Here is a 23,803-nt window from a genome sequence, read left to right as displayed (position 1 = left end):
CTGGCTTGCATCGGCGTGCGCGCTGCCCGCGAACCTCATCCGTGCAGCTTGATCGCGGTCTCGGCGACGCGCTGGCCCTGGTAGCGCGCGGCGTCCAGCTCGTTCTGCGTGGGTTGGCGCGAACCGTCGCCGCCCGCGATGGTGGTGGTGCCGTAGGGCGAGCCGCCGGTGACTTCATCCAGTTTCATCTGGCCGGCAAAGCCGTAGTCCAGCCCCACGATCACCATGCCGAAATGCAGCAGGTTGGTGATGATGGAGAAGAGCGTGGTTTCCTGCCCGCCGTGCTGGGTGGCGGTGGAGGTGAACGCGGCACCGACCTTGCCGTGCAGCGCCCCCCTGGCCCACAGGCCGCCGGCCTGGTCCAGGAAGTTCGCCATCTGCGAGGACATGCGGCCGAAGCGCGTGCCGGTGCCGACGATGATCGCGTCGTAGTCGGCGAGTTCCGCGATCGTCGCCACCGGGGCGGGCTGGTCGAGCTTGTAGTGGGACGTTCGCGCGACCTCCTCGGGCACCAGTTCCGGCACGCGTTTGATGTCCGCGCTGGCGCCGCCCGCGCGCACGCCTTCGGCCACGGCATGGGCCATGGTTTCGATATGCCCGTAGGCGGAGTAGTAGAGGATCAGGACCTTGGCCATCGTGCGGCTCCCGTGGAGGACGGAGGAATGCGGCGATCGCGCCGCGATGCCGGGCAGGGTTACCCGTGCCGGGTTATCGGCGCGTGCAGGTGGCGGAACTCGCGCGGCGAGTAGCCCGTCATCCGACGGAAGGTACGGGTGAAGTGGCTCTGGTCGAAGAAGCCCAGCGAGGCGGCCGTGGCGGAGATCTTCTGCGGCCCGCGCGCCAGTTGCGCCTTGGCCAGGGCGATGCGCTTGGCCAGCACGTATTCCATCGGGCTCTGGCCGGTACTGACGCGGAACAGTCGGGCGAAGTGGAAGCGACTGACGCAGGCCGCAGCCGCGATGTCGGTCAACGTCAGGCTGTCGCCGATATGGCGTTCGATGTGGTCAAGCGCACGTGCGAGTGCGCGCGCGCCAAGGCCTCTCGGGGCCGGCACATTGTCCGCGTACATCCCGGTTGATGTGGAATGCGCAAGCGTCGACTCGAGAGGGAACAGGGACGGGGAACCATCCACGGCAGTGTCCTCGGGTGTTGGCGGTGGGGGGCGCCTGCGGACAGGGGTATGGCGCAGGGCTTGTACGTCATGGTCCTCACGCGGCACATGGCGCATAAGCCCCGATCGGGCGACGGGTGGATCCCCCGATTGGGGGGCGGGTTGCCTGTCCGGAGGCTGCGCCCGTATCGTGCAAGGATCGCTGCGCCGCCGATTGCGTGGCGCCCATCCAGGCCGAAGTCCGAATGCCCATCCGTATCCTCACCGTCGACGATCACCCCTTGCTGCGTGAAGGCATCGCGGCGGTGATCGAGGGGCAATCCGACATGCAACTGGTGGGGGAGGCCGCCAATGGGCGCGAGGCCCTGCAGGTTTTCCGCGACTGCCGCCCGGACGTGACGTTGATGGACCTGCAGATGCCGGAAATGGATGGCGTGGAAGCCATCGGTGCGATCCATCGCGAATTCCCGGAGGCGCGGGTCGTGGTGTTGACCACGTACCAGGGCGATGCGCAGGCGTTGCGCGCGTTCAAGGCGGGTGCGTCGGGATACCTGCTCAAGAGCATGCTGCGCCGCGAACTGGTGGACACGATCCGCAACGTGCATGCAGGTCGCCGGTGCATCCCGCCCGAGATCGCGTCCGGCATCGCCGAACATGCGTCGGATGACGCGTTGACCCTGCGCGAGATCGAAGTGCTCCGGCAGGTGGCGGACGGCAACGGCAACAAGCGCATCGCCCACCACCTCGGCATCGCGGAGGAAACGGTGAAGGCGCACATGAAGAACATCCTCGCCAAGCTGGATGCCAACGACCGCACGCATGCGGTCACCATCGCGGTCCGCCGCGGGATCTTCCATCTCTGAAGGATTTAAGGAGTTCTTAAAGAGCGTACGGGAGCATGGGTGGGCCGGATGTCCGGTCCCCCACCTGCGAGGTCTCCATGAGTGCGTTGCGCGCCTGTACGCCATTGTTGTTGCTGTTGCCGCTCTCCGCTGCCGCACAGGTCGTCGAACGCACCGACAAACAGGCGCATGACCAGCTGTCGTCGCGCTGGAGCGCCGGCCTGGCGGTCGTCCACCGCGACAGCGAGTACGCCGGCGAGGGCACCCGGACGCGCCTGCTGCCCAATGTCGCCTATGACGGTGACCGCTTCTACCTGCGTGGTGCGGCGTTCGGCTACCGGGCCTATCAGGACGATCGCTTCGAATTCCGTGCCTTCGTCGCCGGACGCCTGGACGGCATCGATGCCGATGACTTCGGCAGGGCCGAACTGGCGCGGCGCGGCGTGGACCGCGATCTGCTGGAAGATCGCGACGACAGCGTCGATGTCGGTGTGGGCGCGAGCTGGAAGGGCGCCGCCGGCAAGCTTGATCTGGATGCACGTGTCGATGTCACCGGCACCAGCGACGGCTACTCCATCGCGCTGGACTACAGCTATCCGGTGACGCTGGGGCGCACGACCCTGGTCCCTTCCATCGGCGCGATGCGCCTGTCGGCGGACATGGCCGACTACTACTACGGCACGCTGGATGAGGAGGTCGCACGCGGCGTGGTCGCCTACCGTCCGGGTGCCGCGACAGTGCCCCGCGCCAGCCTCACCCTGATCCATCCCTTCGCCAAGCGCTGGGCGTTGCTGGGCAACCTGGAGTACCGCGCGTTGCCCGATGCCCTGCAGGACAGTCCGCTGGTCGAGGCGGACAAGGACCGCAGCGCTTCCCTCTTCATCGGCGTGTCGCGCGGGTTCTGAAACGCAGTTGTCCTTTCCCCCACCGGAGCGACCCCATGTTCTCCAGATCCCCCCATGCCGGCGTGGAACCTGTGCCGGGTCCGATGCCCGCAGCGTACCTGCCGTCGCCGGATGAACTGGCGGGCGCACACGTGCCCGTCGATCACGACGTCCTGATACGACGCGTGTCGCGCACCCAGGCTGCCGCGCTGATGCAACTGTGCGACCGCCAGACGGCCGAACTGTCGCGTGTGCCTGGCAGGCGCGTCGGCGGCGTGCTCGAACTGATGGAGGCGTTGTTCGAGCCGCCTCTGCGCGCATGGGCCTGGATGGCGGAGCGGGGCGGCGAACCCATCGGCCATGCATTCGCCACGGTGGGCTTCTCGATGATCGAGCGCGCGTATTACTTCAACCTGGAATCGCTGTTCGTTCCGGCGAGCGAGCGCCCATCGGGAGTCGCCGTCGCGTTGCTCGCCGAGGCCCGTCGCATGGCCGAAACGCTCGGCTGCGTGGACCTGCGCTGGCAGGTGCCGCTGGCGCAGGGCAGCGGGGAAATCGCGCTGCCCGGCCACGCCGGTGCCGCGACGATGATCCAGTACGTGTTCCCCACCTTGCAGGACCAGCAGCATGACTGATGTGCCGAGAAGCCATCCACTCCGCCCGGAGCCCCGAAAAGGGCGCAGGCACTTGCGGCGCCTGGTCGCGGCCGCCTGCGTTTCCGCCACCGCCTTCGGGTATGCCGGCCTGTCGGGCTGCAGCACGGTGGCGTATCCGCAATCGCCCCAGTTCGGCGAGGATGGATTCCAGAACGTACGCAAGCCGCGCCCGTTGGGTTGGCGCCAGACCGGCAAGCTCTGGTGGGATTTCCTCATCGGCGGCAAGCCGGCGGGCACGGTGCCTGCCGGCACGATCCCCGTGCAGGCACTGACGGCGGCGCAGTTGGACCACGCTGCGGACGGCACGCTGTACCGGTTGGGGCATTCCACGGTGCTGATGAAGCTGGACGGACGGTTCTGGTTGACCGATCCGGTGTTTTCCGAACGTGCGTCACCGGTCCAGTGGGCGGGACCGAAGCGTTTCCACGCGCCGCCGCTGACCATCGAGCAACTGCCGCACCTTTCCGCCGTGGTGCTGTCGCACGACCACTACGATCATCTCGATCGCGACGCGGTGCGTGCGCTGGCGGCCAAGACGGATGTGTTCCTGACCCCGCTGGGCGTGGGTGACCGCCTGGTGCGCTGGGGCGTGCCGCGCGAGAAGGTCCGGCAACTGGACTGGTGGGGCGACGTCGCGCTGCAGGGCGTGCGCTTCACCGCGACGCCGTCGCAGCACTTTTCCGGCCGCACGCCTTTCGACCGCAATGCCACGCTGTGGGCGTCATGGGTGATCGAATCGGACGACCTGCGGATCTTCTTCAGTGGCGACACGGGCTACTTCGACGGCTTCCGCTCGATTGGCGAGCGCATGGGGCCTTTCGACATCACGCTGCTGGAGTGTGGTGCCTATGATCGCCGTTGGCAGGACGTCCACATGCTGCCCGAGCAGACCCTGCAGGCGCATCTTGACCTCCGCGGCAAGTGGTTGCTGCCGATCCACAACAGCACCTTCGACCTGGCCTTCCATGGCTGGAGCGAACCGATGGAAACGCTGTACACGCTGTCGCGGCAGGCAGGCGTGGACATCACCACCCCCGTGATCGGCCAGCCGCTGGTGGTCAGGCAACCGGAAGGCACGCATCCGTGGTGGCGCAGCGAGTGAGGTATGCCGCGCGGCTCAGGCGTCCTGGGCCGCGCTGAAGCCGACCCTGCAACCGAAGCCGCGGCCGGCGATGCCGTCACTCACCGTGATCATCGCCTCGTGTGCACGCGCGATGCGCTGGACCAGCGAAAGGCCGATGCCGCTGCCGCGCTCGCCATTGCCATGGCTGCCACGGAAGAAGCGTTCGAAGATGCGCTCGCGCTCCTCGGCGGGAACGCCGGGACCGTTGTCGCGGACCGCCAGCCAGGCGCTCGCGCCATCGGGGTCCATGCCGCAGGCGATCTCGATGCGGGCGCCTTCTCCGCTGTAGCGCACGGCGTTGTCCAGCAGGTTGCGGGCGAGGATGCCGATATCGTCCAGGTCGCCCAGGACGCTGGCCGGCTCGGCGTGGATCGCAAGGGTCTGCTGGCGTCGCGATACCATCGATTCGAACTCGCGCGCCACCATCGTCACCACGTCGGGCAGCGCGACGACGGGGCGGTCTTCGCGCAGGGGCGACGCATCCACGCGAGCGGAGTCGAGCAACTGCTGTGCGAGCCGCGAGGTGCGCTGGATGCCCTGCGCCAACTGCTCCAGTGCCGCATGTGCGTCGGCCTGGGTGCCGGCGCGCAGCGCCACCTGGGTCTGCGTGAGCAGCGCGGCGAGGGGGGTGCGCAGTTCGTGCGCTGCGTCTGCAAGGAACTGCCTTTCGCCGCGCATGGCGTGCGACAGGCGTTCGAGCAGAAGGTTGAACGAATCCACCAGCGGCCGGATCTCCCGCGGCATACCGGTGGACGGCAGCGGTGCGAGATCGTGTGCCTCGCGCTGCGCCATGTCCCGGCGCAGGCGGTTCATCGGCCTCAGGCTCCAGTGGATGGCAAGGCCGACCGTCATGGCCAGCACCAGCAGGATGCCGATCCCGCTCCACAGGCTGATCTTCACCCAGTAGGCCAGTTCCGCACGCATGGCGGATTGCGCCATGCCGGCCTGCACCTGGATGCGGCCGCTGGCATCGGTGATGGCATAGACGCGCCACGGTTCGCCGCCCACCTGGCTGACCACGAATCCCGGTTCGAAATCGGCGCGCAGCGGCTCGGTCGGTGCGCCGGCCGAAAGCACCACAGGATGGCGCCGGCCGAGGATCCACACCTGGTAGCGCAGGGTTTCGAACTTCCTGTAGGTGGAGCGGGCGCGCGTGGGCAACTTGAGGCGCGGCCCTTCACTCAGTGCGTCGAGGTTGGCCGGCATCGACAGCAGGATCTGCTCGGCTACCTCCTGCAGGAACTGGTCTTCGTGTCCTTGCTGCTGCCGCGTCATCTGGAGGTGCTGTCCGCCCAGCCAGCACGCCCACCCCAATGCCAGGGGCGTCATCACGGCCAGCAACAGTTTGGCTTTCAGTGAATGGTGGCTCATTCGCTCTCTCCCAGCCGGTAGCCGAAGCCATGCACGGTGGCGATGACGCCGTCGCCGAGCTTCTTGCGCAACTGGTGGATGTACACCGCGATGGTGTTGCTCTCGATCGCCCCGTCGCCGCCATAGACCAGCGACTCCAGTGTTTCGCGCGCGATCACGCGGCCGGGCCGTTCCATCAACGCCAGCAGGGTGCGGTACTCGTGCACACCGAGCTTGATCGGGCGGCCCTGCTGACGGACCGAACGATCCGCCGGGTCCAGCACGATGTCGCCGTGGCGCAGCACGGGTGCGACGCGCCCCTGGGTCCGCCGCACCACGGCACGCAGGCGCGCACCGAGTTCGCCGGTTTCGAAGGGCTTGACGATGTAGTCGTCGGCACCGGCATCCAGGCCGCGGACGCGGTCGCTCAGCTGGTCGCGGGCCGTGATGATCAGGACCGGTGTGGTGTCGTAGCGCTGGCGCAGCGCAGCCAGCACGTCCAGACCGGACCCGCGAGGCAGGCCCAGGTCGAGCAGGACCGCCGTGTAACCATGGTCCACCAGGGCGAGGCGCGCCGTGGACGCATCCTCGGCACGATCGATGGACCAGCCATCCTGTGCCAGTGCGGCGGCCAGTGCGTCGCCGAGCATGCGATCGTCTTCAACCAGGAGCAGGCGCGACACGGGCGACCCTTGGGGATGGCGGGGGCCCCATGCTAGGTGGAAGCGATTAAACAGTCTTTAATGGGGCGATGGCATGGGCAGCGGAAACACAAAACCCCGCCGGAGCGGGGTCTTGAGTCGATTCACCGGCCATGGTTCTCAACCCGTGGCCCTGTGCCGGATGGCGCTCCCTAGGGGACTCGAACCCCTGTTTTAGCCTTGAGAGGGCCACGTCCTAACCTCTAGACGAAGGGAGCGTTTTTGGTGAAACCGGCTCAGCGGATTAGTATAGGCGGCGACCCGGCCCAGGGCAATCATCCTGGCAGCCGTGCGACCCACCTGCATGGAACCGCCGCTATTACGCCGCTCACTGCTCTGCGAACCATTCCCCGCGACCAGCACACCATCTCGCGCAAGGACATCAGCCCGAATGCGCTGCGCGTGCTCTACCGCTTGCGGGATGCCGGCTTCCAGGCCTACCTGGTCGGTGGCGCGGTGCGTGACCTGCTCGTGGGCGGCCACCCCAAGGATTTCGACGTGGCCACCGATGCCACGCCGGAGCAGGTCCGCCAGCAGTTCCGCAATTGCCGCCTGATCGGGCGCCGCTTCCGCCTGGCGCACGTGGTGTTCGGTCGCGAGATCATCGAAGTCGCCACCTTCCGCGCCAACGTCGATGACGGCAGTGGCGACCGCGAGATGGACAACGGCCGCCTCGTCCGCGACAACGTGTACGGCACCGTGGAAGACGATGCGGTGCGCCGCGACTTCACCGCAAATGCGTTGTACTACGCCATCGACGACTTCTCCGTGCGCGACTACGTGGGCGGCTTCGAGGACGTGATGGCGCGGCGCCTGAAACTGATCGGCGAGCCGGAACTCCGCTACCAGGAAGACCCGGTCCGCATGCTGCGCGCGGTCAGGCTGGCGGCGAAGCTCGATTTCGAGATCGAAGCGGCGACCGCCGAACCGATCGGCCGGCTGGCGCCGCTGCTTTCGGAAGCCGCGCCCGCCCGCCTGTTCGAGGAAATCCTGAAGCTCTTCCTGTCCGGCCATGCGGTCGCCAGTTTCGAAGGGCTTGAGCACTTCGGTTTGCTGAAGGTGCTCTTCCCCGAGACCGCGGCAGCGCTGGCATCCAACCGCAGCGGTGCGCTTCGCCGGATGGTGATGGCAGGGCTGGCGGGAACCGACCAGCGCGTCGCCAACGACGAGCCCGTGTCGCCTGCCTTCCTCTTCGCATTGCTGCTCTGGCCGGCGTACTGCCGCGCCCTGATGGGGTTGCAGGCCCAGGGCGTGCATGCCGAAGAAGCCCAGCGACGCGCCGCCGACCGCGTCACCCTGCACCAGTTGAACACCGTGGCGCTGCCGCGCCGCTTCTCGTTGCCCATGCAGGAAATCTGGTTGTTGCAGACCCGCTTCGGCAACCGCCAGCGCAAGCGCGTCACGCGGCTGCTGTCGCATCCGCGTTTCCGTGCGGCGTTCGACTTCCTTGCGTTGAGGCTCGCGGCATCGCCCGAACACGCCGAGGACGTCGCGTTCTGGCGTGATGCACAGACGCAATCCGGCGAAGAACTCGCGGCTGCGCTCGGCGTCGCAGTGCCGGGCGATTCCTTCGGTGAAGAAGGTGCGCCGGCGTCCAAGCGTCGTCGCCGTCGCCGTTCCCGCAGCACGGCTTCGTCGCCCGAATGAAGACAATGGTCCAGGCCTGCATCGGCCTGGGAGCCAATCTCGGCGATGCCGCAGGCACGTTGCGACAGGCCGTGATCGCGCTCGGGCAACGCGAAGACGTGACGGTGCGCCGGATGTCGCGCTGTTACCGCACGCCGGCGTGGGGCAGGGAAGACCAGCCTGACTTCGTGAATGCGGTGGCGTTGCTGGAGACCCGCCTGCCGCCGCGCGCGCTGCTCGATCTGCTGCTGGCGGTGGAAGCGGACTTTGGCCGTCATCGGATCGATGGCGAACACTGGGGTCCGCGCACGCTGGACCTGGATCTGCTGCTCTACGGTGATGCAGTGATCGACGAACCCGGCCTGCGCGTGCCGCACCCGCACCTGCACGAGCGTGCGTTCGCGCTGGTTCCGTTGCTGGAGATCATGCCGGACGCCCGTATCCCCGGTTACGGCGACGCGCGGGACGCTGTGTCCGTGCTGGAAATGTCCAACATCCATCCCTTATGAGTGGATAATGCGGGGCTATGAGCACGCACGCAGACAGCAAGCCCTGGACCGTTCCCGCCCTCGCCGACGCCAAGCGCGAGGGCCGCAAGCTGGTGATGCTGACGGCCTACGACAACAGTTTCGCCCGGGTCATGGATGCCAATGGCGTCGACCTGGTGCTGATCGGTGATTCGCTGGGCATGGTGGTGCAGGGTCATGACTCCACGCTGCCGGTGACGGTGGACGACATCGCCTACCACACCCGCGTGGTGGCGCGTGGGTTGACCCGCGCGCTACTGGTGTCGGACCTGCCGTTCCAGTCCGATGCCACGCCCGAGCGCGCGCTCGACGCCGCGACCGCATTGCTGCAGGCGGGTGCCGAGATGGTCAAGCTGGAAGGCGCGGGGCACAAGCTCGACGTCATCCGTTTCCTGGTCGAGCGCGACATTCCGGTCTGCGCGCACCTGGGCCTGACGCCGCAGTCGGTGTTGAAGTTCGGTGGTTATCGCGTACAGGGTCGCGGTGAAGCGGCGGCTGCGCAGTTGCGCGACGATGCGCGCGCCGTGGCGGAGGCAGGGGCGCAGATGCTGGTGCTTGAATGCGTGCCGTCGTCGCTGGCGGCCGCGATCACGGCCGACATCGCCATTCCCACCATCGGCATCGGCGCCGGCCCCGGCTGCGACGGGCAGGTGCTGGTGCTGCACGATTTCCTCGGCCTGGACACGGGCCATCGGCGTCCGAAGTTCGTCAAGGATTTCCTTGCCGACGGCGGTTCGGTCGCGGGCGCGGTGCGCGCCTATGCCGACGCGGTGCGCAGCGGGGCGTTCCCCGACGACGCCCATTCCTACTGACCGCGCTGCGCGCAACGACACGCCACAGGGGCCACGATGATCGAGACCATTACCCAGCTTGACGCATTGCGTGCACGCGTCAGGGAATGGAAGCAGCAGGGCCTGCGTGTCGGTTTCGTGCCCACCATGGGCAACCTGCATGCGGGCCATTACTCGCTGGTGATGCTGGCGCGGCAGTACGCCGACCGCGTGGTGTCCAGTGTGTTCGTCAATCCGACCCAGTTCGGACCCAACGAGGACTTCACCCGGTACCCGCGCACGCCCGAGGCGGACATGAGCGGGCTCGAAGGCGCCGGCTGCGATGTCCTGTGGCTGCCGACGGTCGAGTCGATGTACCCGTTCGGAGTCGAACTGGCGGCCAAGGTGCACGTGCCCGGCGTCAGCAGCGTGCTGGAAGGCGCGCACCGGCCCGGTCACTTCGATGGGGTATGTACGGTGGTCAGTCGCCTGTTCAACCAGGTGCTGCCCGACGTCGCCGCCTTCGGCAAGAAGGATTACCAGCAACTGGCGGTGATCCGGCAGATGGTCACCGACCTCGCATTCCCCGTGCAGGTCCTGGCGGGCAGCATCGTGCGCGAGGCGGATGGCCTCGCGATGAGTTCGCGCAACCAGTACCTGTCCGCGGACGAGCGGCCGCGTGCCGCGGAAATCCGCAGGACCCTGATCGCGATGCGTGAAGGCCTGCTGGCCGGGCAATCACGTGCGCAGGTGGAGTCCGACGCCGCGCGGCACCTTGCCGGCGTGGGCTACGCGGTCGACTACACCGTGGTCCGCCGTCACGACCTGAGCGAGCCGCAGGATGGCGAACAGGGCGCGAAGGTCGCGCTGATCGCCGCCAAGCTGGGGCGTACCCGCTTGATCGACAATCTGGAATTCTGACGGCGCAGGCAGTCCGGCGCCGTACGCGGTGTTGCACGGGCATGCACGCCATGGCGTGCACGAGCGGCTAAACTTCGCGTTCCCGTCCCCCTTGCCGCCGACATGCACCTCAGCCTGCTCAAGACCAAGATCCACCGCGCCACCGTCACCCATTCCGAGCTGAACTACGAAGGCTCCATCGCCATCGATGGTCTGCTGCTGGACGCGACCGGCATCCGGGAATTCGAACAGGTGCATATCTGGGACGTGACCAATGGCGCCCGCTTCTCGACGTATGCGATCCGTGCCGACGAGGGCAGCGGCATCATCTCGCTCAACGGCGGCGCCGCGCGCCACGTGCAAGTGGGCGACCTGGTGATCATCGCCGCGTTCGCCTCGATGAGCGAAGAGGAAGCCGACCGGTTCCAGCCCACGCTCGTCTATGTGGACGGCCAGAACCGCATCACCCACACCAACCGCAGCATCCCCAAGCAGGCTGCCTGACATGACCACCGGTTTCGATGCGCTGCAGTCCCACGCCACGCGCCTGCGTGGGGGCCCACTGAGTGAGTTGCTGGCGCGCGAGCCCGATCGCGTTGCACAGCACGCCGTGCGCAATGGGCCGCTGTACTTCAACTTCGCGCGCCAGTCCTATGATGCGCCGGCATGGCAGGCGCTGCTCGAGCAGGCGCGTGCCGCCGACCTGGCCGGTGCGTTCCGGCGCCTGTTCGACGGTGAGAAGGTCAATGTCACCGAAGGCCGCGCGGCACTGCATACCGCCTTGCGCGGACAGCACACCGATGCCGTCGTCGCACGCGAGGCGCATGCGTCGGCAGTGGATGTCCGGCAGCGCATGGCGGCGCTGATGTCGCAGCTGGAAGGCAGCGACGTGACCGACATCGTCAGTGTCGGCATTGGCGGTTCCGACCTGGGGCCACGCCTGGTGGCAGATGCCCTGCGTGATCCATTGCCGGGTCGTTTCCGCGTGCACTTCCTGTCCAATGTGGATGGCGCGGCCGCGCAGCGTACGCTGGCGCCGCTGGATCCGGCACGCACCGCGGCGGTGCTGATCTCCAAGACGTTCGGCACGCAGGAAACGCTGCTCAACGGCACCATCCTGCGCGACTGGCTGGGCGGCAGCGAACGGCTCTATGCCGTCAGCGCGAATCCCGAGCGTGCGGCGGCGGCATTCGACATCGCGGCCGAACGCGTGTTGCCGATGTGGGACTGGGTCGGCGGGCGTTATTCGCTGTGGTCGGCGGTCGGTCTGCCGATCGCGCTGGCGATCGGTTTCGACCGTTTCGAACAACTGCTCGAGGGCGCGTCGGCGTTCGATGCACACGTCATCGGCACCCCACTGGCCGGCAACATCGCGGTGCGCCATGCGTTGACGGCCGTGTGGAACAGGAACGTCCTCGGCCATGCGGCGCAGGGCGTGATGACCTACGACCAGCGCCTGGCGCTGCTGCCGGCCTATCTGCAGCAGCTGGTGATGGAAAGCCTGGGCAAGTCGGTCAAGCTGGATGGCAGCCCGGTGGGCGTCGATACGGTGCCCGTGTGGTGGGGGGGCGCGGGCACGGACGTGCAGCACAGCTTCTTCCAGGCCTTGCACCAGGGCACGGGCATCGTGCCGCTGGATTTCGTCGGCACGGTCAACAGCGACGCGCCCTACGCGGAGAACCACCGCGCGTTGCTGTCCAACCTGCTGGCGCAGAGCGAGGCGCTCGCCAATGGCCAGCACAGCGACGATCCGCACCGCAGCTATGCTGGCGGCCGTCCGAGTACGCTGATCCTGCTGGATGCGCTGACACCCCAGTCGCTGGGCGCATTGATCGCCATGTACGAACACAGCGTGTACGCGCAGTCGGTGTTGTGGGGCATCAATGCCTTCGATCAGTTCGGCGTGGAACTCGGCAAGCAGCTGGCCAACGGATTGCTGCCGGCGCTCAAGGGCGAAACCGAGGTGAAGGATCCGGTGACCCGGGCGCTGCTGGCCGAGATCGCCGCGCGCGGCTGAAGGCGCTGCGCATCGACGCATCCATTCTGTAGGAGCGACGTGAGTCGCGACCGCACGAATGAAGCGCCATCGACGATGGATCACACGGATCGCAGAGGATGCGGCCCCGCACGAACGACCTTCCGTGTCCGTTCGCATGATGCATGCCCCGCGTCCGCTTCACTCGTGCGGTCGCGACTCGTGTTGCTCCTGCGCGGCGTGGTGCCTGTGCAGGGCCCATGCCACGTGTTCGCGCACGAGCGGGGACGGGTCCTCGCGTCGGCTTTCCAGCGCGGCGAGTACGTCGGGCGTCGCCGGCGCATTGCCCAGTGCCACTGCGATGTTGCGCAGCCAGCGCTCATGCCCGCTGCGACGGATCGCCGAGCCTTCGGTGCGGCGCAGGAATTCATCGCCATCCCACGCGAAGAGCTGGGGCAGCGTGGCCACGTCCAGATCGTTGCGTGCGCGGAAATCCGGTTCGTCGGTGCGCTTGGCGAACTTGTTCCACGGACACACCAGCTGGCAGTCGTCGCAGCCGAAGATGCGGTTGCCGATGGCAGGCCGAAGCTCTTCCGGAATCGCGCCGTCATGCTCGATGGTGAGGTAGGAAATGCAGCGGCGCGCATCGAGCCGGTACGGCGCGGTGATCGCCTGTGTCGGGCACACGTCGATGCAGCGCGTGCAGGTGCCACAGTGCGCGGACGCGGGCGCATCGACCGGCAACGGCAGGTCGACATAGATCTCGCCGAGGAAGAACCACGAGCCGCCGTCCTTGTCGATCAGGCAGGTGTGCTTGCCGATCCAGCCCAGACCCGCATTGCGCGCCAATGCGCGCTCCAGCACCGGCGCCGAATCCACGAACACCCGATGGCCGAACGCGCCGACTTCCTGCTGCAGGCGTTCGGCCAGCTTCTGCAGGCGGTTGCGCATCAGCTTGTGGTAATCACGGCCCAGCGCATAACGCGCGACATAGGCGCGCGTGCCGTCCTGCAACGTGTCCCAGGCGTCGTCGCTGTCGTTCCGGCCATAGTCGAGTCCCACGGAGATGACGCGCAACGTCCCGGGAATCAGTTCCTGTGGCCGTGCGCGCTTGTCGCCGTGGTGTGCCATCCACGCCATCGATCCATACAGGCCCTGCGCCAGCCAGTCGCGCAGGTGTTGTTCGTCGTCGCCGAGTTCGATGCCGGCGATGCCGCAGCGCTGGAAGCCGAACTCGCGCGCGAGTGAGCGCACACGGAGCGCCAGCGCATGCGGGTCGGGTGAGGGCGTCGTCGGGCCGGGATGGAACATGCGGGAATTATAGGTGGCTGGACCGCATTCACTTCCCCGCAACCCCGGCCAGTCCTAGAATCCGGCCATGTCCGGCACCTTGCCCCTTCATTCCACGCTTGCCGCGCGGGCATTGGACGAGCGCGCCACGCATGCGCTGGGGGACGATCCCTACGTGCTGATGCAGCGTGCCGGGCAGGCGGCCTGGCAGCACCTGTTGCTGCACTGGCCGGAGGCCCAGCGCATCGTCGTGGTATGCGGTCCGGGCAGCAACGGCGGCGATGGCTACGTGCTTGCACGGCACGCACATCGCGCGGGCCGGCGCGTCGAAGTGGTGCACCTTCCCGCGCACGTGCCGGGCAATGCCGTCGCCCAGCGTGCCTGCACCGACTACGTGGCGGCCGGCGGGCACGTAACGCTGTTCGATGGCGCGTTGCCGAAGGGCGACATCGTGATCGATGCGCTGTTCGGCATCGGACTTTCGCGCGCACCGGATGCGGACGTCCAGGCCGTGATCGATGCGGTCAACACGCAGGTGGCGCCGGTGTTCGCACTGGACGTTCCCAGCGGCGTGGACGCCGATCGGGGCAGCGTGCCCGGTACTGCGGTGGTGGCCACGCGCACCCTGCAGTTCATCGTGCGGCACGCGGGGCTGCATACAGGGGATGCGCTGGAATACACCGGCGTACTCGCGCTGGACGACCTCGGCCTGCCTGCCGACACGCATGACGGCGTGCAGGCGCAGGCGTCGCTGTTGCAGCAGGATGCGCTGGCACGCTGGTTGCTGCCGCGCCGCCGCAACACGCACAAGGGAGAGTCCGGCCACGTACTGTGTATCGGCGGCGATGAAGGCAGTGGCGGTGCGATCGCCTTGTGCACGGAGGCCGCGCTGCGTACGGGTGCCGGCCTGGTGAGCGTGGCGACGCGCGCGGGACATGTCGCGGCATTGCTGTCGCGCAGGCCGGAAGCGATGGTGCGGGCGGTGGAGTCGACGAGCGACCTGGTGCCGATGCTGGCGCGCTCGCACGTCGTCGCCATCGGGCCGGGACTCGGGCTGCACGACTGGGGGCGAGCCCTGTTCCAGCATGCCGTGCGCAGTGCGAAACCCCTGGTGCTCGATGCGGACGCACTCAATCTGCTGGCCGACACGCCGCAATCACTGGAAGACGCGATCCTGACACCACACCCTGGCGAAGCCGCGAGATTGCTCGGTTGCACGACGGCGGACGTGCAGCGGGATCGATTCGGCGCTGCGGCAGCCATCGCGCGGCGTCATGCATCCGTCGTGGTGTTGAAGGGCGCAGGCACCATCGTGGCCGCGCCCGACCAGGTGCCGCGGGTGATCGATGCAGGCAATCCCGGCATGGCGGTGGGCGGGATGGGCGATGTGCTCACGGGCGTCATCGCGGCATTGCGTGCGCAGGGCCTGTCCGCGTTCGATGCGGCGAGTGCCGGTGCGTTGCTGCATGCGCTGGCGGGTGATGCAGCGGCGTGGGATGGCGAACGCGGCCTGCTGCCCGGGGATCTGTTTCCCCACATACGCCGATTGGCCAATCCTTGACGCGCGCACACGCGTCACCCGACACCGGCCAGCACTTAGAATCGCCGCATGCACATCCTTCTCGCCGACAGCGACGCCACCGAAGCGTTGGGCCACGCGCTTGCCCGCACCCGTCCGCAACCCGCCGTAGTGCACCTGCAGGGTGACCTGGGCGCGGGCAAATCGACTCTGGCACGCGCCCTGCTGCGTGCGCTTGGTGTGACCGGCGCGATACGCAGCCCGACCTACACACTCGTAGAGCGTTACCCTTTGGAAAGTGGCGAAGCCTGGCATCTGGATCTCTACCGGATCGGCGATGCCGGTGAACTCGAATTTCTGGGCCTGGATGAAGGGGCTGCTGTGCTCTGGCTGGTGGAATGGCCCGAGCGTGGCATTGCGGCGCTGCCGCAGGCAGACCTGAAGGTGCAGCTGGACGTGGAGGGAGAGGGGCGCTCGGCGCGCCTTGTCGCGTCGTCCGAGGCAGGGCAGCAGTGGCTGTTCCGGCTGGCCGAAGCAACGCAGTTGCATGCGCCATCTCTCCAGACTGGTTAGGAACATCCGGCAGGTCACGGATTATTAAAGGAAAACGCCTTGCATTCGTGACTCGATGGTGCTTGAATCCGCGGCATGATCCCGGGGATGCCCACCACGACCGCCGCCGCGTTGCGCCTTGCCCTCGCGGGCCTGCTGGCGTTGGCGCCTTGCGGGCTGCGTGCGGGTGAAGTCACCGCCGTCAGCCTGAGCCAGGGCAGCACCGGCACACGGGCGGAGATCCAGCTTGCAGGCGCCGGGCAGTACAAGACCCTGACCCTTAAAGCACCGGACCGGCTGGTCGTCGACCTGCCGGCCTCGAAAGCGAAGGCAGGCCTGCGTCTGCCCGTGCCTGCGGGCATCGTGCGGGCAGTCCGCACCGGCCAGCCCGATCCCACCACCCTGCGCATCGTGTTCGACCTGGCATCGCCGGTTGCCGCGCTGAAGCCCCGCATGGAACAGGCCGGTGGGAACTCGCGCCTGGTGATCGAATGGCCCGGCGATGGCGTGCCCGCATCCACGGCCCTGGCGCCGACGGCCCCGCCCACGCAGGCAACGACGGTGCCGACCACGGCCGCGTCGACGGCCGCATCGACTGCCTCGCCGCAGGCCGATGCCGCCCGCGCCACCGCGCTGCTGACCGCGCAGGTGGTGCAGGCGGGAAGTGCGCCCTCCGCACCCGTGCCGGCATCATCGGTACCCACGACGGTCGGGAGTGCCGCCCCGACGCCCTCGCCGCAGGCCATCCTCAATGGCCAGCCGATCCCGAACACCGCGCCGGCATCCACGGTGGGCGGCGAGCGTCCTGCCTATACCATCGCCACCGGTCAGCCGGCCCCTGTACCTGGCTCGGCCGTCACGCCGGCGACCGCACCCGCGCCGGAGGCTCCGAAGCCTTCCAGCAGCCTCGTTGCCGGTACGCGGCCGCTCGTCGTGGCCATCGATCCCGGTCACGGCGGCCAGGATCCGGGCGCGATCGGCCCCAGTGGCCGCTACGAGAAGCATGCAGTGCTCGCCATTTCCAAGGAACTGGCCCGGCAGATCAATGCCACGCCGGGCATGAGGGCCTACCTGGTCCGCGATACCGACGTCTACGTGGAACGCCCGCAACGTGCCCGCAAGGCGCGTGGCGCGAAGGCCGACATGTTCGTATCGATCCATGCGGATGCTGCGGAGAACCGCAGTGCGTGGGGTTCGTCGGTATACGTCCTGTCCCTGCGCGGCGCATCGTCGCAGCACGCGCGTTGGCTGGCCGACAAGGAAAACGCCTCCGACCTGGTCGGCGGTGTGCGCCTGACCAAGGACACGCTGTCGAACGTGTTGCTGGATCTCGCCCAGAGCGGCCACATGAAAGCGTCGCAGGACGCGGCAGGGCACGTGCTGACCTCGCTGAAGGGATTGGGCAAGACCCACAAGCCGCAGATCGAGTTCGCCAACTTCGAAGTCCTGCGCAACTCCGACATGCCGGCGATGCTGGTCGAGACAGGTTTCATCTCCAATCCGGACGAGGAGAAGCGCCTGTTCGACCCGGCCCACCAGCGCAAGGTGGCAAGCGCCGTGCTGGAGGGCATCCAGTCCTACTTCACCCGCCAGCCGCCGCCGGGCACGTTGTTTGCCGCGCGCGCGCAGGCGGAAGCCGAGGCGCGTACCGTCGCCGCCGGTGGTGCTGCCGGCGCGCCCTGATCCCGCACGCGCTCGGCTATCATCACGTCTGAATTCCCCGGGACGGCGCGCCAGCGCCGCCAGCACGTGCCGATCCGCCAGCTCCCCGATACCCTCATCAACCAGATCGCCGCCGGCGAAGTCGTCGAACGCCCCGCGTCCGTGGTCAAGGAACTCGTGGAGAACGCGCTCGATGCCGGCGCTCGCCGCGTCGACATCGATCTGGAAGAGGGCGGCGTCCGCCTGATCCGCATCCGCGACGACGGCGGCGGCATCGCGCCGGACGAACTGCCGTTGGCGGTGTCGCGCCATGCCACCAGCAAGATCGCTTCGCTCGACGACCTGGAGGCGGTGGCCACGCTCGGCTTCCGTGGCGAGGCCCTGCCGTCGATCGCCTCGGTCAGCCGCTTTGCGCTGACGTCGCGCCGTGCGCAGGACGAGCATGGCGCGTCGCTGCAGGTGGAAGGCGGCAAGGTCGGTGAAGTGGCGCCCAAGCCGCACGCGGTCGGTACCACGGTGGAAGTGCGCGAACTGTTCTACAACGTGCCGGCGCGGCGCAAGTTCCTGCGTGCCGAACGCACGGAGATGGGCCACATCGAAGAGTGGTTGCGGTCATTGGCGCTGGCGCGCCCCGACATCGAACTGCGGGTGTCGCACAACGGGCGTCCGTCGCGGCGCTACAAGGCCGATGAACTGGAATCGCTTGCGCGACTGGGCGAGACGCTGGGCGAGGAGTTCGCACGCAGCGCGCTGCGCGTGGACCATGCCGCCGCCGGCCTGCGCCTGCATGGCTGGATCGCGCAGCCCGGTTACTCACGGGCCAGCGCCGACCAGCAGTACGTTTACGTCAACGGACGTTCCGTGCGCGACCGCAACATCGCGCATGCGGTGAAGATGGCCTATCAGGATGTGCTGTTCCATGGCCGCCAGCCTGCGTACGTGCTGTTCCTGGAGCTCGATCCCACGCGTGTGGATGTGAACGTCCACCCGGCCAAGCACGAAGTCCGCTTCCGCGACACGCGATTGATCCACGACTTCGTCTACCGCACGCTGCATGAAGCCCTGGCGGAGACGCGGGCGGGCATGGTGCCGCAGGGCAGCGCTGCGCCGCCGTTTGCGCCGCAATCCGCCACGTCCGTGCCTTCTGCATGGATGCCCACGCAGCAGTCTCCGCTGGGACTCAACGTGGCCGAAGCGCCGGCGGCATACGCAGCGCTCTATGCGTCCGCGCCCGCGACGTCCCCGGACTCGCAGGCGATGTATTCCCCGTCATCCATGCCGGTGATGCCGGCGAACGACGCGGAAGGCATTCCTCCGCTGGGCTTTGCCATCGCGCAGCTGCATGGCATCTATATCCTGGCGGAGAACGCCGACGGGCTGATCGTGGTGGACATGCACGCTGCCCACGAACGCATCGGCTACGAAAAACTGAAGGGCGCGCACGACAGCATCGGCCTGCGGACCCAGCCGCTGCTCGTGCCGCTGGTGCTGGCGGTGGCCGAGCGTGAGGCGGACGTGGCCGAGCGCGAGGCCTCCACGCTCGCTGCGCTGGGGTTCGATGTCACCCGCAGCGGTCCGCAGTCGCTGAGCGTGCGCAGCATCCCGGCCCTGCTGTCCAATGCCGAGCCGGAGGCATTGCTGCGCGACGTGCTGGCGGACCTGCGCGAGCATGGCGAAAGCCGGCGCGTCGCCGCCGCGCGCGACGAACTGCTGGCGACGATGGCCTGCCACGGCGCCGTACGCGCCAACCGGCGCCTCACGCTGCCTGAAATGAATGCACTGCTGCGCGAGATGGAAATCACCGAGCGCTCCGGGCAATGCAACCATGGCCGTCCGACCTGGACGCGCTTTTTGTTGAGCGAGATCGACCGCTGGTTCCTGCGAGGACGCTGAAATGGGGAAGAACACGGGATGGCTGGGGATGGCCATGCTGCTGGGTCTGCTGGCTGCGTGTGGGGGTGATGGCGGGAAGGGCGCGACGACCGGCAAGGTCGTGGATGCCGGCTTCCTGGCTGACAACACCGCCTGGCGCGAGCAGCGGAAGAATGAGCTCGTGGCACCGGACGGCTGGACCAGCCTCGTCGGCCTGCACTGGATCGAACTGAAATCGCACTTCCTCGGCAGCGGGCCGGCCAGTGGCATCAAGCTCGCCGTGGGCCCGGCCAAGATGGGCATGTTGACCCAGCAGGAAGGCCGCATCTTCTTCACGCCCGAGCGCGGTGTCGACCTGACGTTCGACGGCGAACCGCTGAAGGGGCGCGTGGAATTGCACAGTGATCGCGATCCTTCGCCAAGCACCGTCGGATTCGATGAAGGCAAGGGCACGCTGTCGGTCATCGAACGCGGAGGACGGCACGCCTTGCGCGTGAAGCATGCCGATGCCGAATCGCGTACGCAATTCGTGGGACTGGACTACTGGCCCATCCAGGAAGCCTGGCGCGTGGAGGGGCGCTACATCGCGCACCCGCCGGGCAAGACGTTGACCATCGTGGACGTGATCGGCGTGACCAACGAGTCACCGAATCCCGGCGCAGTCGAATTCGAACGCGACGGCAAGACGTTCCGGCTCGAAGCGCTGGGTCCGCCGCAGGGGCCGTTGTTCTTCGTGCTGGCCGACCGCACCAGTGGGCACGGCAGCTATCCTGCAGGCCGTTTCCTCGACGCGGACGGACCCAGCAACGGCAAGGTGATGCTGGACTTCAATCGCGCCTACAACCCGCCGTGCGCGTTCACGCCGTACGCCACCTGTCCGCTGCCACCGGCGGAGAACCGGCTCGACCTGCTGGTCGACGCGGGTGAAAAGGCATATGCAAAGCCCATCAAAGTGCTCTGAAAGGAAGGATCCGATGCTGTTGCGCCGTTCGCTGAAAACCCTCGTGCTGGGCGGGCTGCTGGGCAGCGCGTCCGTGCTGGCGGCAGACGCCCCCAAGGCGACGGGAGCGCCCGTACCGCTGCTGTGGAAGGTGTCCGACAAGGACAACGCGGTCTACCTGCTCGGCTCGTTCCACCTGCTGCGGACCAGCGACTATCCGCTCTCCGCCGACGTCGACGCTGCATTCGCCGATGCCGAGCGACTGTTGTTCGAACTGTCGCCCGAGGAAATGCAATCCCCGGCGCTGCCGCAGCTGATGATGCAGGCGGCCATGCGCACCGATGGCAAGACGCTCCAGCAGGACCTGGACGCGGCGACATGGACCCGGCTTGACGCGTGGGCCGGCAAGAACGGTGTGCCGCTGGCTACCTTCAACGGTTTCGAGCCCTGGTTCGTCGGCCTCACCATCAGCATCGTCGAGATGACCAAGCAGGGACTGGATCCGAAGCTGGGCCTGGACAACCACTTCATGGACAAGGCCAAGGTCGCCGGCAAGCCGACCGGCGGGCTGGAACGTGCGCAGGAACAGATCGGCGTGCTGGACGGCATGGACGCCAGCGAGCAGCGCCAGTTCGTCACCGAAGCGCTGGAACAGGCCGACAAAGGGTCGGCGGAAACCGAGCGACTGCACCAGGCCTGGCGTCGCGGCGATGCCGAAGGCCTGTGGGACGGCATGGCAGCCGACATGAAGCGCCAATACCCGCGCCTGTACCAGCGCATCAACCTGGACCGCAACGACGCGTGGGTGCCGAAGATCCGGCAGATCCTCACCCAGCCCGGCGACGACGATGCGCTGGTCGTCGTCGGCGCCTTGCATCTGCTGGGCAAGGATGGCGTGGTGGAGAAATTGAAGGCGCAGGGGTATGCGGTCGAGCGCGTGTGCTCGGCATGCGCGAACGGCGGTCGTTGACCCGCCTGGAACTCAGGGCGCCTGGACCGGCTCCATCACGATGCAGTCGACCGGGCACGCAGGCACGCAGAGTTCGCAGCCCGTGCACAGCGGATCGATCACCACGTGCATGTGCTTGGTACCGCCGATGATGGCGTCCACGGGGCAGGCCTGGATGCACTTCGTGCAGCCGATGCAGTCGGCTTCGACCACCACCGCGACGATGGCCGGCTTGTGGGTGCCGCGCGTGCGATCGTAGGGTAGCGGCGGCACTTCCAGCACCCTGGCGAGGGCTCGCGCGCCCTCATCGCCGCCGGGCGGGCAATGGTCCACGCGGGCGTCGCCACGTGCCATCGCCTGGGCGTATGGCAGGCATCCGTCATAGCCGCACTGGCCGCATTGGGTCTGCGGCAGCAGGCGGTCCAGCCGTTCGACCAGATCGGCGTTCATCGCCGTGGCGCGGCCTCGCGAATCAGCGCACCGGCATGCCGGGCAGGGCGCCGGCATCCGCATCCAGCAGCGCCAGCGCGCCACCGTCGAAACCGGCCGACAGGATCATGCCCTCGCTGACACCGAAGCGCATCTTGCGCGGGGCGAGATTGGCGATGAACACCACGTTGCGACCCACCAGCTTCTCCGGCTCGCCGTAGCTGGTGCGGATGCCGGAAAAAATCTGCCTCTGGCCCAGGTCGCCCGCGTCCAGCAGGAAGCGCAGCAGCTTGTCGGAACCGTCGACGAAACCGCATTCCAGCACCTTGCCGATCCGCAGGTCGAGCCGGGCGAAGTCATCGATGCCGATGACGCTCGCGGCCCCCTGGGTTTCCGCCGTCGCCACGGGTTGCGTTTTCGTCTTCTTCTCCGTTACGGCAGGTGCGGGTGCGGCGAGGGTGTCCTTGGAGGCGTCGGTCATGGCGTCGATCAGTTTCGGGTCGATACGGGTGAACAGCGGCGAGTAGGGCTGGATGGTGTGGCCGAGCAGCGGCGCGGTCACGTCGCCCCAGACCACCACCGGTGCGCTGAGGAAGGCTTCGGCCTCCGCCGCCGTGCGCGGCAGCACGGGCTTCAGCGCGGCGGCCAGGATGCGGAACAGGTTCAGGCCCTGCGTGCAGACGGCCTGCAATCCGGCGTCGGCGCCGGCCTGCTTGGCGATCACCCAGGGCTTCTCGTCGTCGACGTACTTGTTGGCCTCGTCCGCCAGCGCCATGGTCAGACGCAGTGCGATGGCGGGCTCATTGCGTTCATAAGCCTCGGTGATGGGGCCGAGTGCGTTGACGAAGCGCTGGTACATCGCCGGTTCCGGCAATACGTCCGCCAGCTTCCCGCCAAAGCGCTTGTCGATGAAGCCGGCGCAGCGACTGGCCAGGTTGACGAACTTGCCCACTAGGTCCGCGTTCACGCGTGCGATGAAGTCGCCCAGGTTCAGATCAAGGTCATCCACGCCGCCCGCGGACTTGGCCGCGTAGTAGTAGCGCAGCGCCTCCGGCTCCAGGCCGACGTCCAGGTAGGTACGCGCCATGATGAAGGTGCCGCGCGACTTGGACATCTTCGCGCCATCCACGGTCAGGTAGCCATTGACGTGCAGGCGCGTGGGCGCGCGCAGGCCGACACCCTGCAGCACAGCAGGCCAGAACAGGCCGTGGAAGTTGACGATGTCCTTGCCGATGAAATGGTGCAGTTCGGTGTCGGTGCCGGCCTTCAGGTACGGGTCGAAGTCCATGCCCAGGCGCGCGCACAGCGTGCGGAAGCTGCTCAGATAGCCGATCGGCGCATCCAGCCACACGTAGAAATACTTGCCGGGCGCACCGGGGATCTCGAAGCCGAAGTAGGGCGCGTCGCGCGAGATGTCCCAGGCGCGCAGGCCACCCTCCGCATCGAGCCATTCGCGCAGCTTCGCCTTGACGCCAGGCAGTGCAACGTCACCGGCCAGCCATTCGCGCAGGAACGCCTCGAAGCGGCCGACCTCGAAGAAGTAATGTTCGGAATCGCGGATCTCGGGGGTGGCGCCCGACAGCACGGATTTCGGTTCCTTCAACTCCGTCGGTGCGTAGGTGGCCCCGCACACTTCGCAGTTGTCGCCATACTGGTCGCCCGAACCGCAGTTGGGGCAGATGCCCTTGATGTAGCGGTCCGGGAGGAACATGCCCTTGGCCGGGTCGTAGAACTGCGCGACGCTGCGGCGTGCGATGTGGCCACCGGCCTCCAGGCGCCCGTAGAACGCCTCGGTGAGCTCGCGGTTGGCGACCGAATTGGTGGAGTCGTAGTGGTCGAACGCCACGCCGAAGGCGGCGAAGTCGCGTTCGTGCCCGGCCTGGATGCCGGCGATGAAGACTTCGGGCGTGACGCCCGCCTTCTCGGCGGCCAGCATGATGGGCGTGCCATGGGTGTCATCGGCACAGACGAAGAAGACCGTGTCGCCGCGCATGCGCCGTGCCCGCACCCAGATGTCGCCCTGGATGTAGCCCACCAGGTGACCGAGGTGCAGCGGTCCGTTGGCGTACGGCAGGGCGTTGGTGACGAGGGCGGTGCGGCTCATGGGGTGCTTCGCGACGGGGGG

At 67.6% G+C, this 23,803-nt stretch carries 23 protein-coding genes and 1 tRNA gene; 16 read left to right on the top strand and 8 right to left on the bottom strand.

Annotated features, from left to right (window positions below):
• Positions 1 to 35: 35 nt before the first annotated feature.
• Both wrbA and WBN46_RS07885 read right to left on the bottom strand, forming a co-directional pair.
• Complete coding sequence (gene wrbA / locus WBN46_RS07890) at positions 36 to 635, bottom strand: NAD(P)H:quinone oxidoreductase (RefSeq protein WP_192201470.1); 600 nt, start codon at positions 633 to 635, stop codon at positions 36 to 38.
• Between the two features lie 59 nt (positions 636 to 694).
• Entirely contained in the window at positions 695 to 1,069 is a 375-nt protein-coding gene (locus WBN46_RS07885; protein ID WP_337731061.1) for a helix-turn-helix transcriptional regulator, read from the bottom strand.
• Between the two features lie 287 nt (positions 1,070 to 1,356).
• On the opposite strand from WBN46_RS07885, the gene WBN46_RS07880 reads away from it, so the two are divergent.
• From WBN46_RS07880 to WBN46_RS07865, 4 genes are all read left to right on the top strand, one after another.
• On the top strand, positions 1,357 to 1,974 hold the full coding sequence (locus WBN46_RS07880) for a response regulator transcription factor (protein ID WP_192201469.1): 618 nt from the start codon (positions 1,357 to 1,359) through the stop codon (positions 1,972 to 1,974).
• A 77-nt stretch (positions 1,975 to 2,051) separates the two neighbouring features.
• A complete protein-coding gene (locus tag WBN46_RS07875) occupies positions 2,052 to 2,858 on the top strand; it encodes a MipA/OmpV family protein (RefSeq protein WP_337731060.1) in 807 nt (268 codons plus the stop codon).
• 35 nt (positions 2,859 to 2,893) lie between these two features.
• Positions 2,894 to 3,472 carry a GNAT family N-acetyltransferase gene (locus tag WBN46_RS07870; RefSeq protein ID WP_337731059.1) on the top strand — a complete coding sequence of 193 codons (579 nt, stop codon included), beginning with the start codon at positions 2,894 to 2,896 and terminating at the stop codon, positions 3,470 to 3,472.
• Between the two features lie 127 nt (positions 3,473 to 3,599).
• The gene (locus WBN46_RS07865) at positions 3,600 to 4,595 is read left to right on the top strand and encodes an MBL fold metallo-hydrolase (protein ID WP_337731896.1); all 996 of its coding nucleotides are present in this window, start codon (positions 3,600 to 3,602) and stop codon (positions 4,593 to 4,595) included.
• Between the two features lie 15 nt (positions 4,596 to 4,610).
• Here the strand turns inward: WBN46_RS07865 and WBN46_RS07860 are convergent, their stop codons facing one another.
• From WBN46_RS07860 to WBN46_RS07850, 3 genes are all read right to left on the bottom strand, one after another.
• Complete coding sequence (locus WBN46_RS07860) at positions 4,611 to 5,987, bottom strand: ATP-binding protein (RefSeq protein ID WP_337731058.1); 1,377 nt, start codon at positions 5,985 to 5,987, stop codon at positions 4,611 to 4,613.
• Complete coding sequence (locus WBN46_RS07855) at positions 5,984 to 6,649, bottom strand: response regulator transcription factor (protein WP_337731057.1); 666 nt, start codon at positions 6,647 to 6,649, stop codon at positions 5,984 to 5,986. The genes WBN46_RS07860 and WBN46_RS07855 overlap by 4 nt, the downstream gene beginning before the upstream one ends.
• Before the next feature lie 161 nt (positions 6,650 to 6,810).
• A tRNA-Glu gene (locus WBN46_RS07850) sits at positions 6,811 to 6,885 on the bottom strand.
• A gap of 31 nt (positions 6,886 to 6,916) precedes the next feature.
• On the opposite strand from WBN46_RS07850, the gene pcnB reads away from it, so the two are divergent.
• The 6 genes from pcnB (at position 6,917) to pgi (ending at position 12,507) form a co-directional block, all read left to right on the top strand.
• Positions 6,917 to 8,314, top strand: coding sequence for a polynucleotide adenylyltransferase PcnB (gene pcnB / locus WBN46_RS07845; protein WP_337731895.1), 1,398 nt, complete (start codon positions 6,917 to 6,919; stop codon positions 8,312 to 8,314).
• Positions 8,315 to 8,319: 5 nt separating this feature from the next.
• Positions 8,320 to 8,802: a 2-amino-4-hydroxy-6-hydroxymethyldihydropteridine diphosphokinase gene (gene folK, locus WBN46_RS07840; protein WP_337731894.1), complete on the top strand. Its 483-nt coding sequence runs from the start codon at positions 8,320 to 8,322 to the stop codon at positions 8,800 to 8,802.
• A gap of 17 nt (positions 8,803 to 8,819) precedes the next feature.
• Entirely contained in the window at positions 8,820 to 9,632 is an 813-nt protein-coding gene (gene panB / locus WBN46_RS07835; RefSeq protein ID WP_192201464.1) for a 3-methyl-2-oxobutanoate hydroxymethyltransferase, read from the top strand.
• Positions 9,633 to 9,668: 36 nt separating this feature from the next.
• Positions 9,669 to 10,511: a pantoate--beta-alanine ligase gene (panC, locus tag WBN46_RS07830; RefSeq protein WP_337731056.1), complete on the top strand. Its 843-nt coding sequence runs from the start codon at positions 9,669 to 9,671 to the stop codon at positions 10,509 to 10,511.
• A 102-nt stretch (positions 10,512 to 10,613) separates the two neighbouring features.
• Positions 10,614 to 10,994 (top strand): aspartate 1-decarboxylase, encoded by a 381-nt coding sequence (panD, locus tag WBN46_RS07825; protein WP_192201462.1) that lies wholly within the window; start codon positions 10,614 to 10,616, stop codon positions 10,992 to 10,994.
• 1 nt (position 10,995) lies between these two features.
• Entirely contained in the window at positions 10,996 to 12,507 is a 1,512-nt protein-coding gene (pgi, locus tag WBN46_RS07820) for a glucose-6-phosphate isomerase (RefSeq protein ID WP_337731055.1), read from the top strand.
• Positions 12,508 to 12,666: 159 nt separating this feature from the next.
• On the opposite strand, the gene queG is transcribed toward pgi, so the two are convergent.
• A complete protein-coding gene (gene queG, locus WBN46_RS07815) occupies positions 12,667 to 13,776 on the bottom strand; it encodes a tRNA epoxyqueuosine(34) reductase QueG (protein ID WP_337731054.1) in 1,110 nt (369 codons plus the stop codon).
• Between the two features lie 67 nt (positions 13,777 to 13,843).
• Between queG and WBN46_RS07810 the strand changes: the two genes are divergently transcribed.
• From WBN46_RS07810 to WBN46_RS07785, 6 genes are all read left to right on the top strand, one after another.
• Positions 13,844 to 15,316, top strand: a complete 1,473-nt coding sequence (locus tag WBN46_RS07810) for an NAD(P)H-hydrate dehydratase (protein WP_337731053.1) — start codon at positions 13,844 to 13,846, stop codon at positions 15,314 to 15,316.
• 48 nt (positions 15,317 to 15,364) lie between these two features.
• A complete protein-coding gene (tsaE, locus tag WBN46_RS07805; protein ID WP_337731052.1) occupies positions 15,365 to 15,847 on the top strand; it encodes a tRNA (adenosine(37)-N6)-threonylcarbamoyltransferase complex ATPase subunit type 1 TsaE in 483 nt (160 codons plus the stop codon).
• An 87-nt stretch (positions 15,848 to 15,934) separates the two neighbouring features.
• The gene (locus WBN46_RS07800) at positions 15,935 to 17,509 is read left to right on the top strand and encodes an N-acetylmuramoyl-L-alanine amidase (RefSeq protein WP_337731051.1); all 1,575 of its coding nucleotides are present in this window, start codon (positions 15,935 to 15,937) and stop codon (positions 17,507 to 17,509) included.
• A gap of 66 nt (positions 17,510 to 17,575) precedes the next feature.
• Positions 17,576 to 19,381, top strand: coding sequence for a DNA mismatch repair endonuclease MutL (gene mutL / locus WBN46_RS07795; protein ID WP_337731050.1), 1,806 nt, complete (start codon positions 17,576 to 17,578; stop codon positions 19,379 to 19,381).
• Positions 19,382 to 19,415: 34 nt separating this feature from the next.
• Positions 19,416 to 20,321 (top strand): DUF1684 domain-containing protein, encoded by a 906-nt coding sequence (locus tag WBN46_RS07790; protein ID WP_337731893.1) that lies wholly within the window; start codon positions 19,416 to 19,418, stop codon positions 20,319 to 20,321.
• A gap of 13 nt (positions 20,322 to 20,334) precedes the next feature.
• Positions 20,335 to 21,270, top strand: a complete 936-nt coding sequence (locus WBN46_RS07785) for a TraB/GumN family protein (protein WP_337731049.1) — start codon at positions 20,335 to 20,337, stop codon at positions 21,268 to 21,270.
• Between the two features lie 12 nt (positions 21,271 to 21,282).
• Here WBN46_RS07785 and rnfB read toward each other — a convergent pair whose 3' ends face one another.
• The gene (rnfB, locus tag WBN46_RS07780) at positions 21,283 to 21,699 is read right to left on the bottom strand and encodes an Rnf electron transport complex subunit RnfB (RefSeq protein ID WP_337731048.1); all 417 of its coding nucleotides are present in this window, start codon (positions 21,697 to 21,699) and stop codon (positions 21,283 to 21,285) included.
• Positions 21,700 to 21,721: 22 nt separating this feature from the next.
• Complete coding sequence (metG, locus tag WBN46_RS07775; RefSeq protein WP_337731047.1) at positions 21,722 to 23,782, bottom strand: methionine--tRNA ligase; 2,061 nt, start codon at positions 23,780 to 23,782, stop codon at positions 21,722 to 21,724.
• Positions 23,783 to 23,803: the final 21 nt, after the last annotated feature.

Source organism: Pseudoxanthomonas sp. CCNWLW251 (assembly GCF_037402255.1).
In the GTDB taxonomy this organism is placed as follows: Bacteria; Pseudomonadota; Gammaproteobacteria; order Xanthomonadales; family Xanthomonadaceae; genus Pseudoxanthomonas_A.
This window is presented reverse-complemented; position numbering and strand designations above follow the sequence as displayed.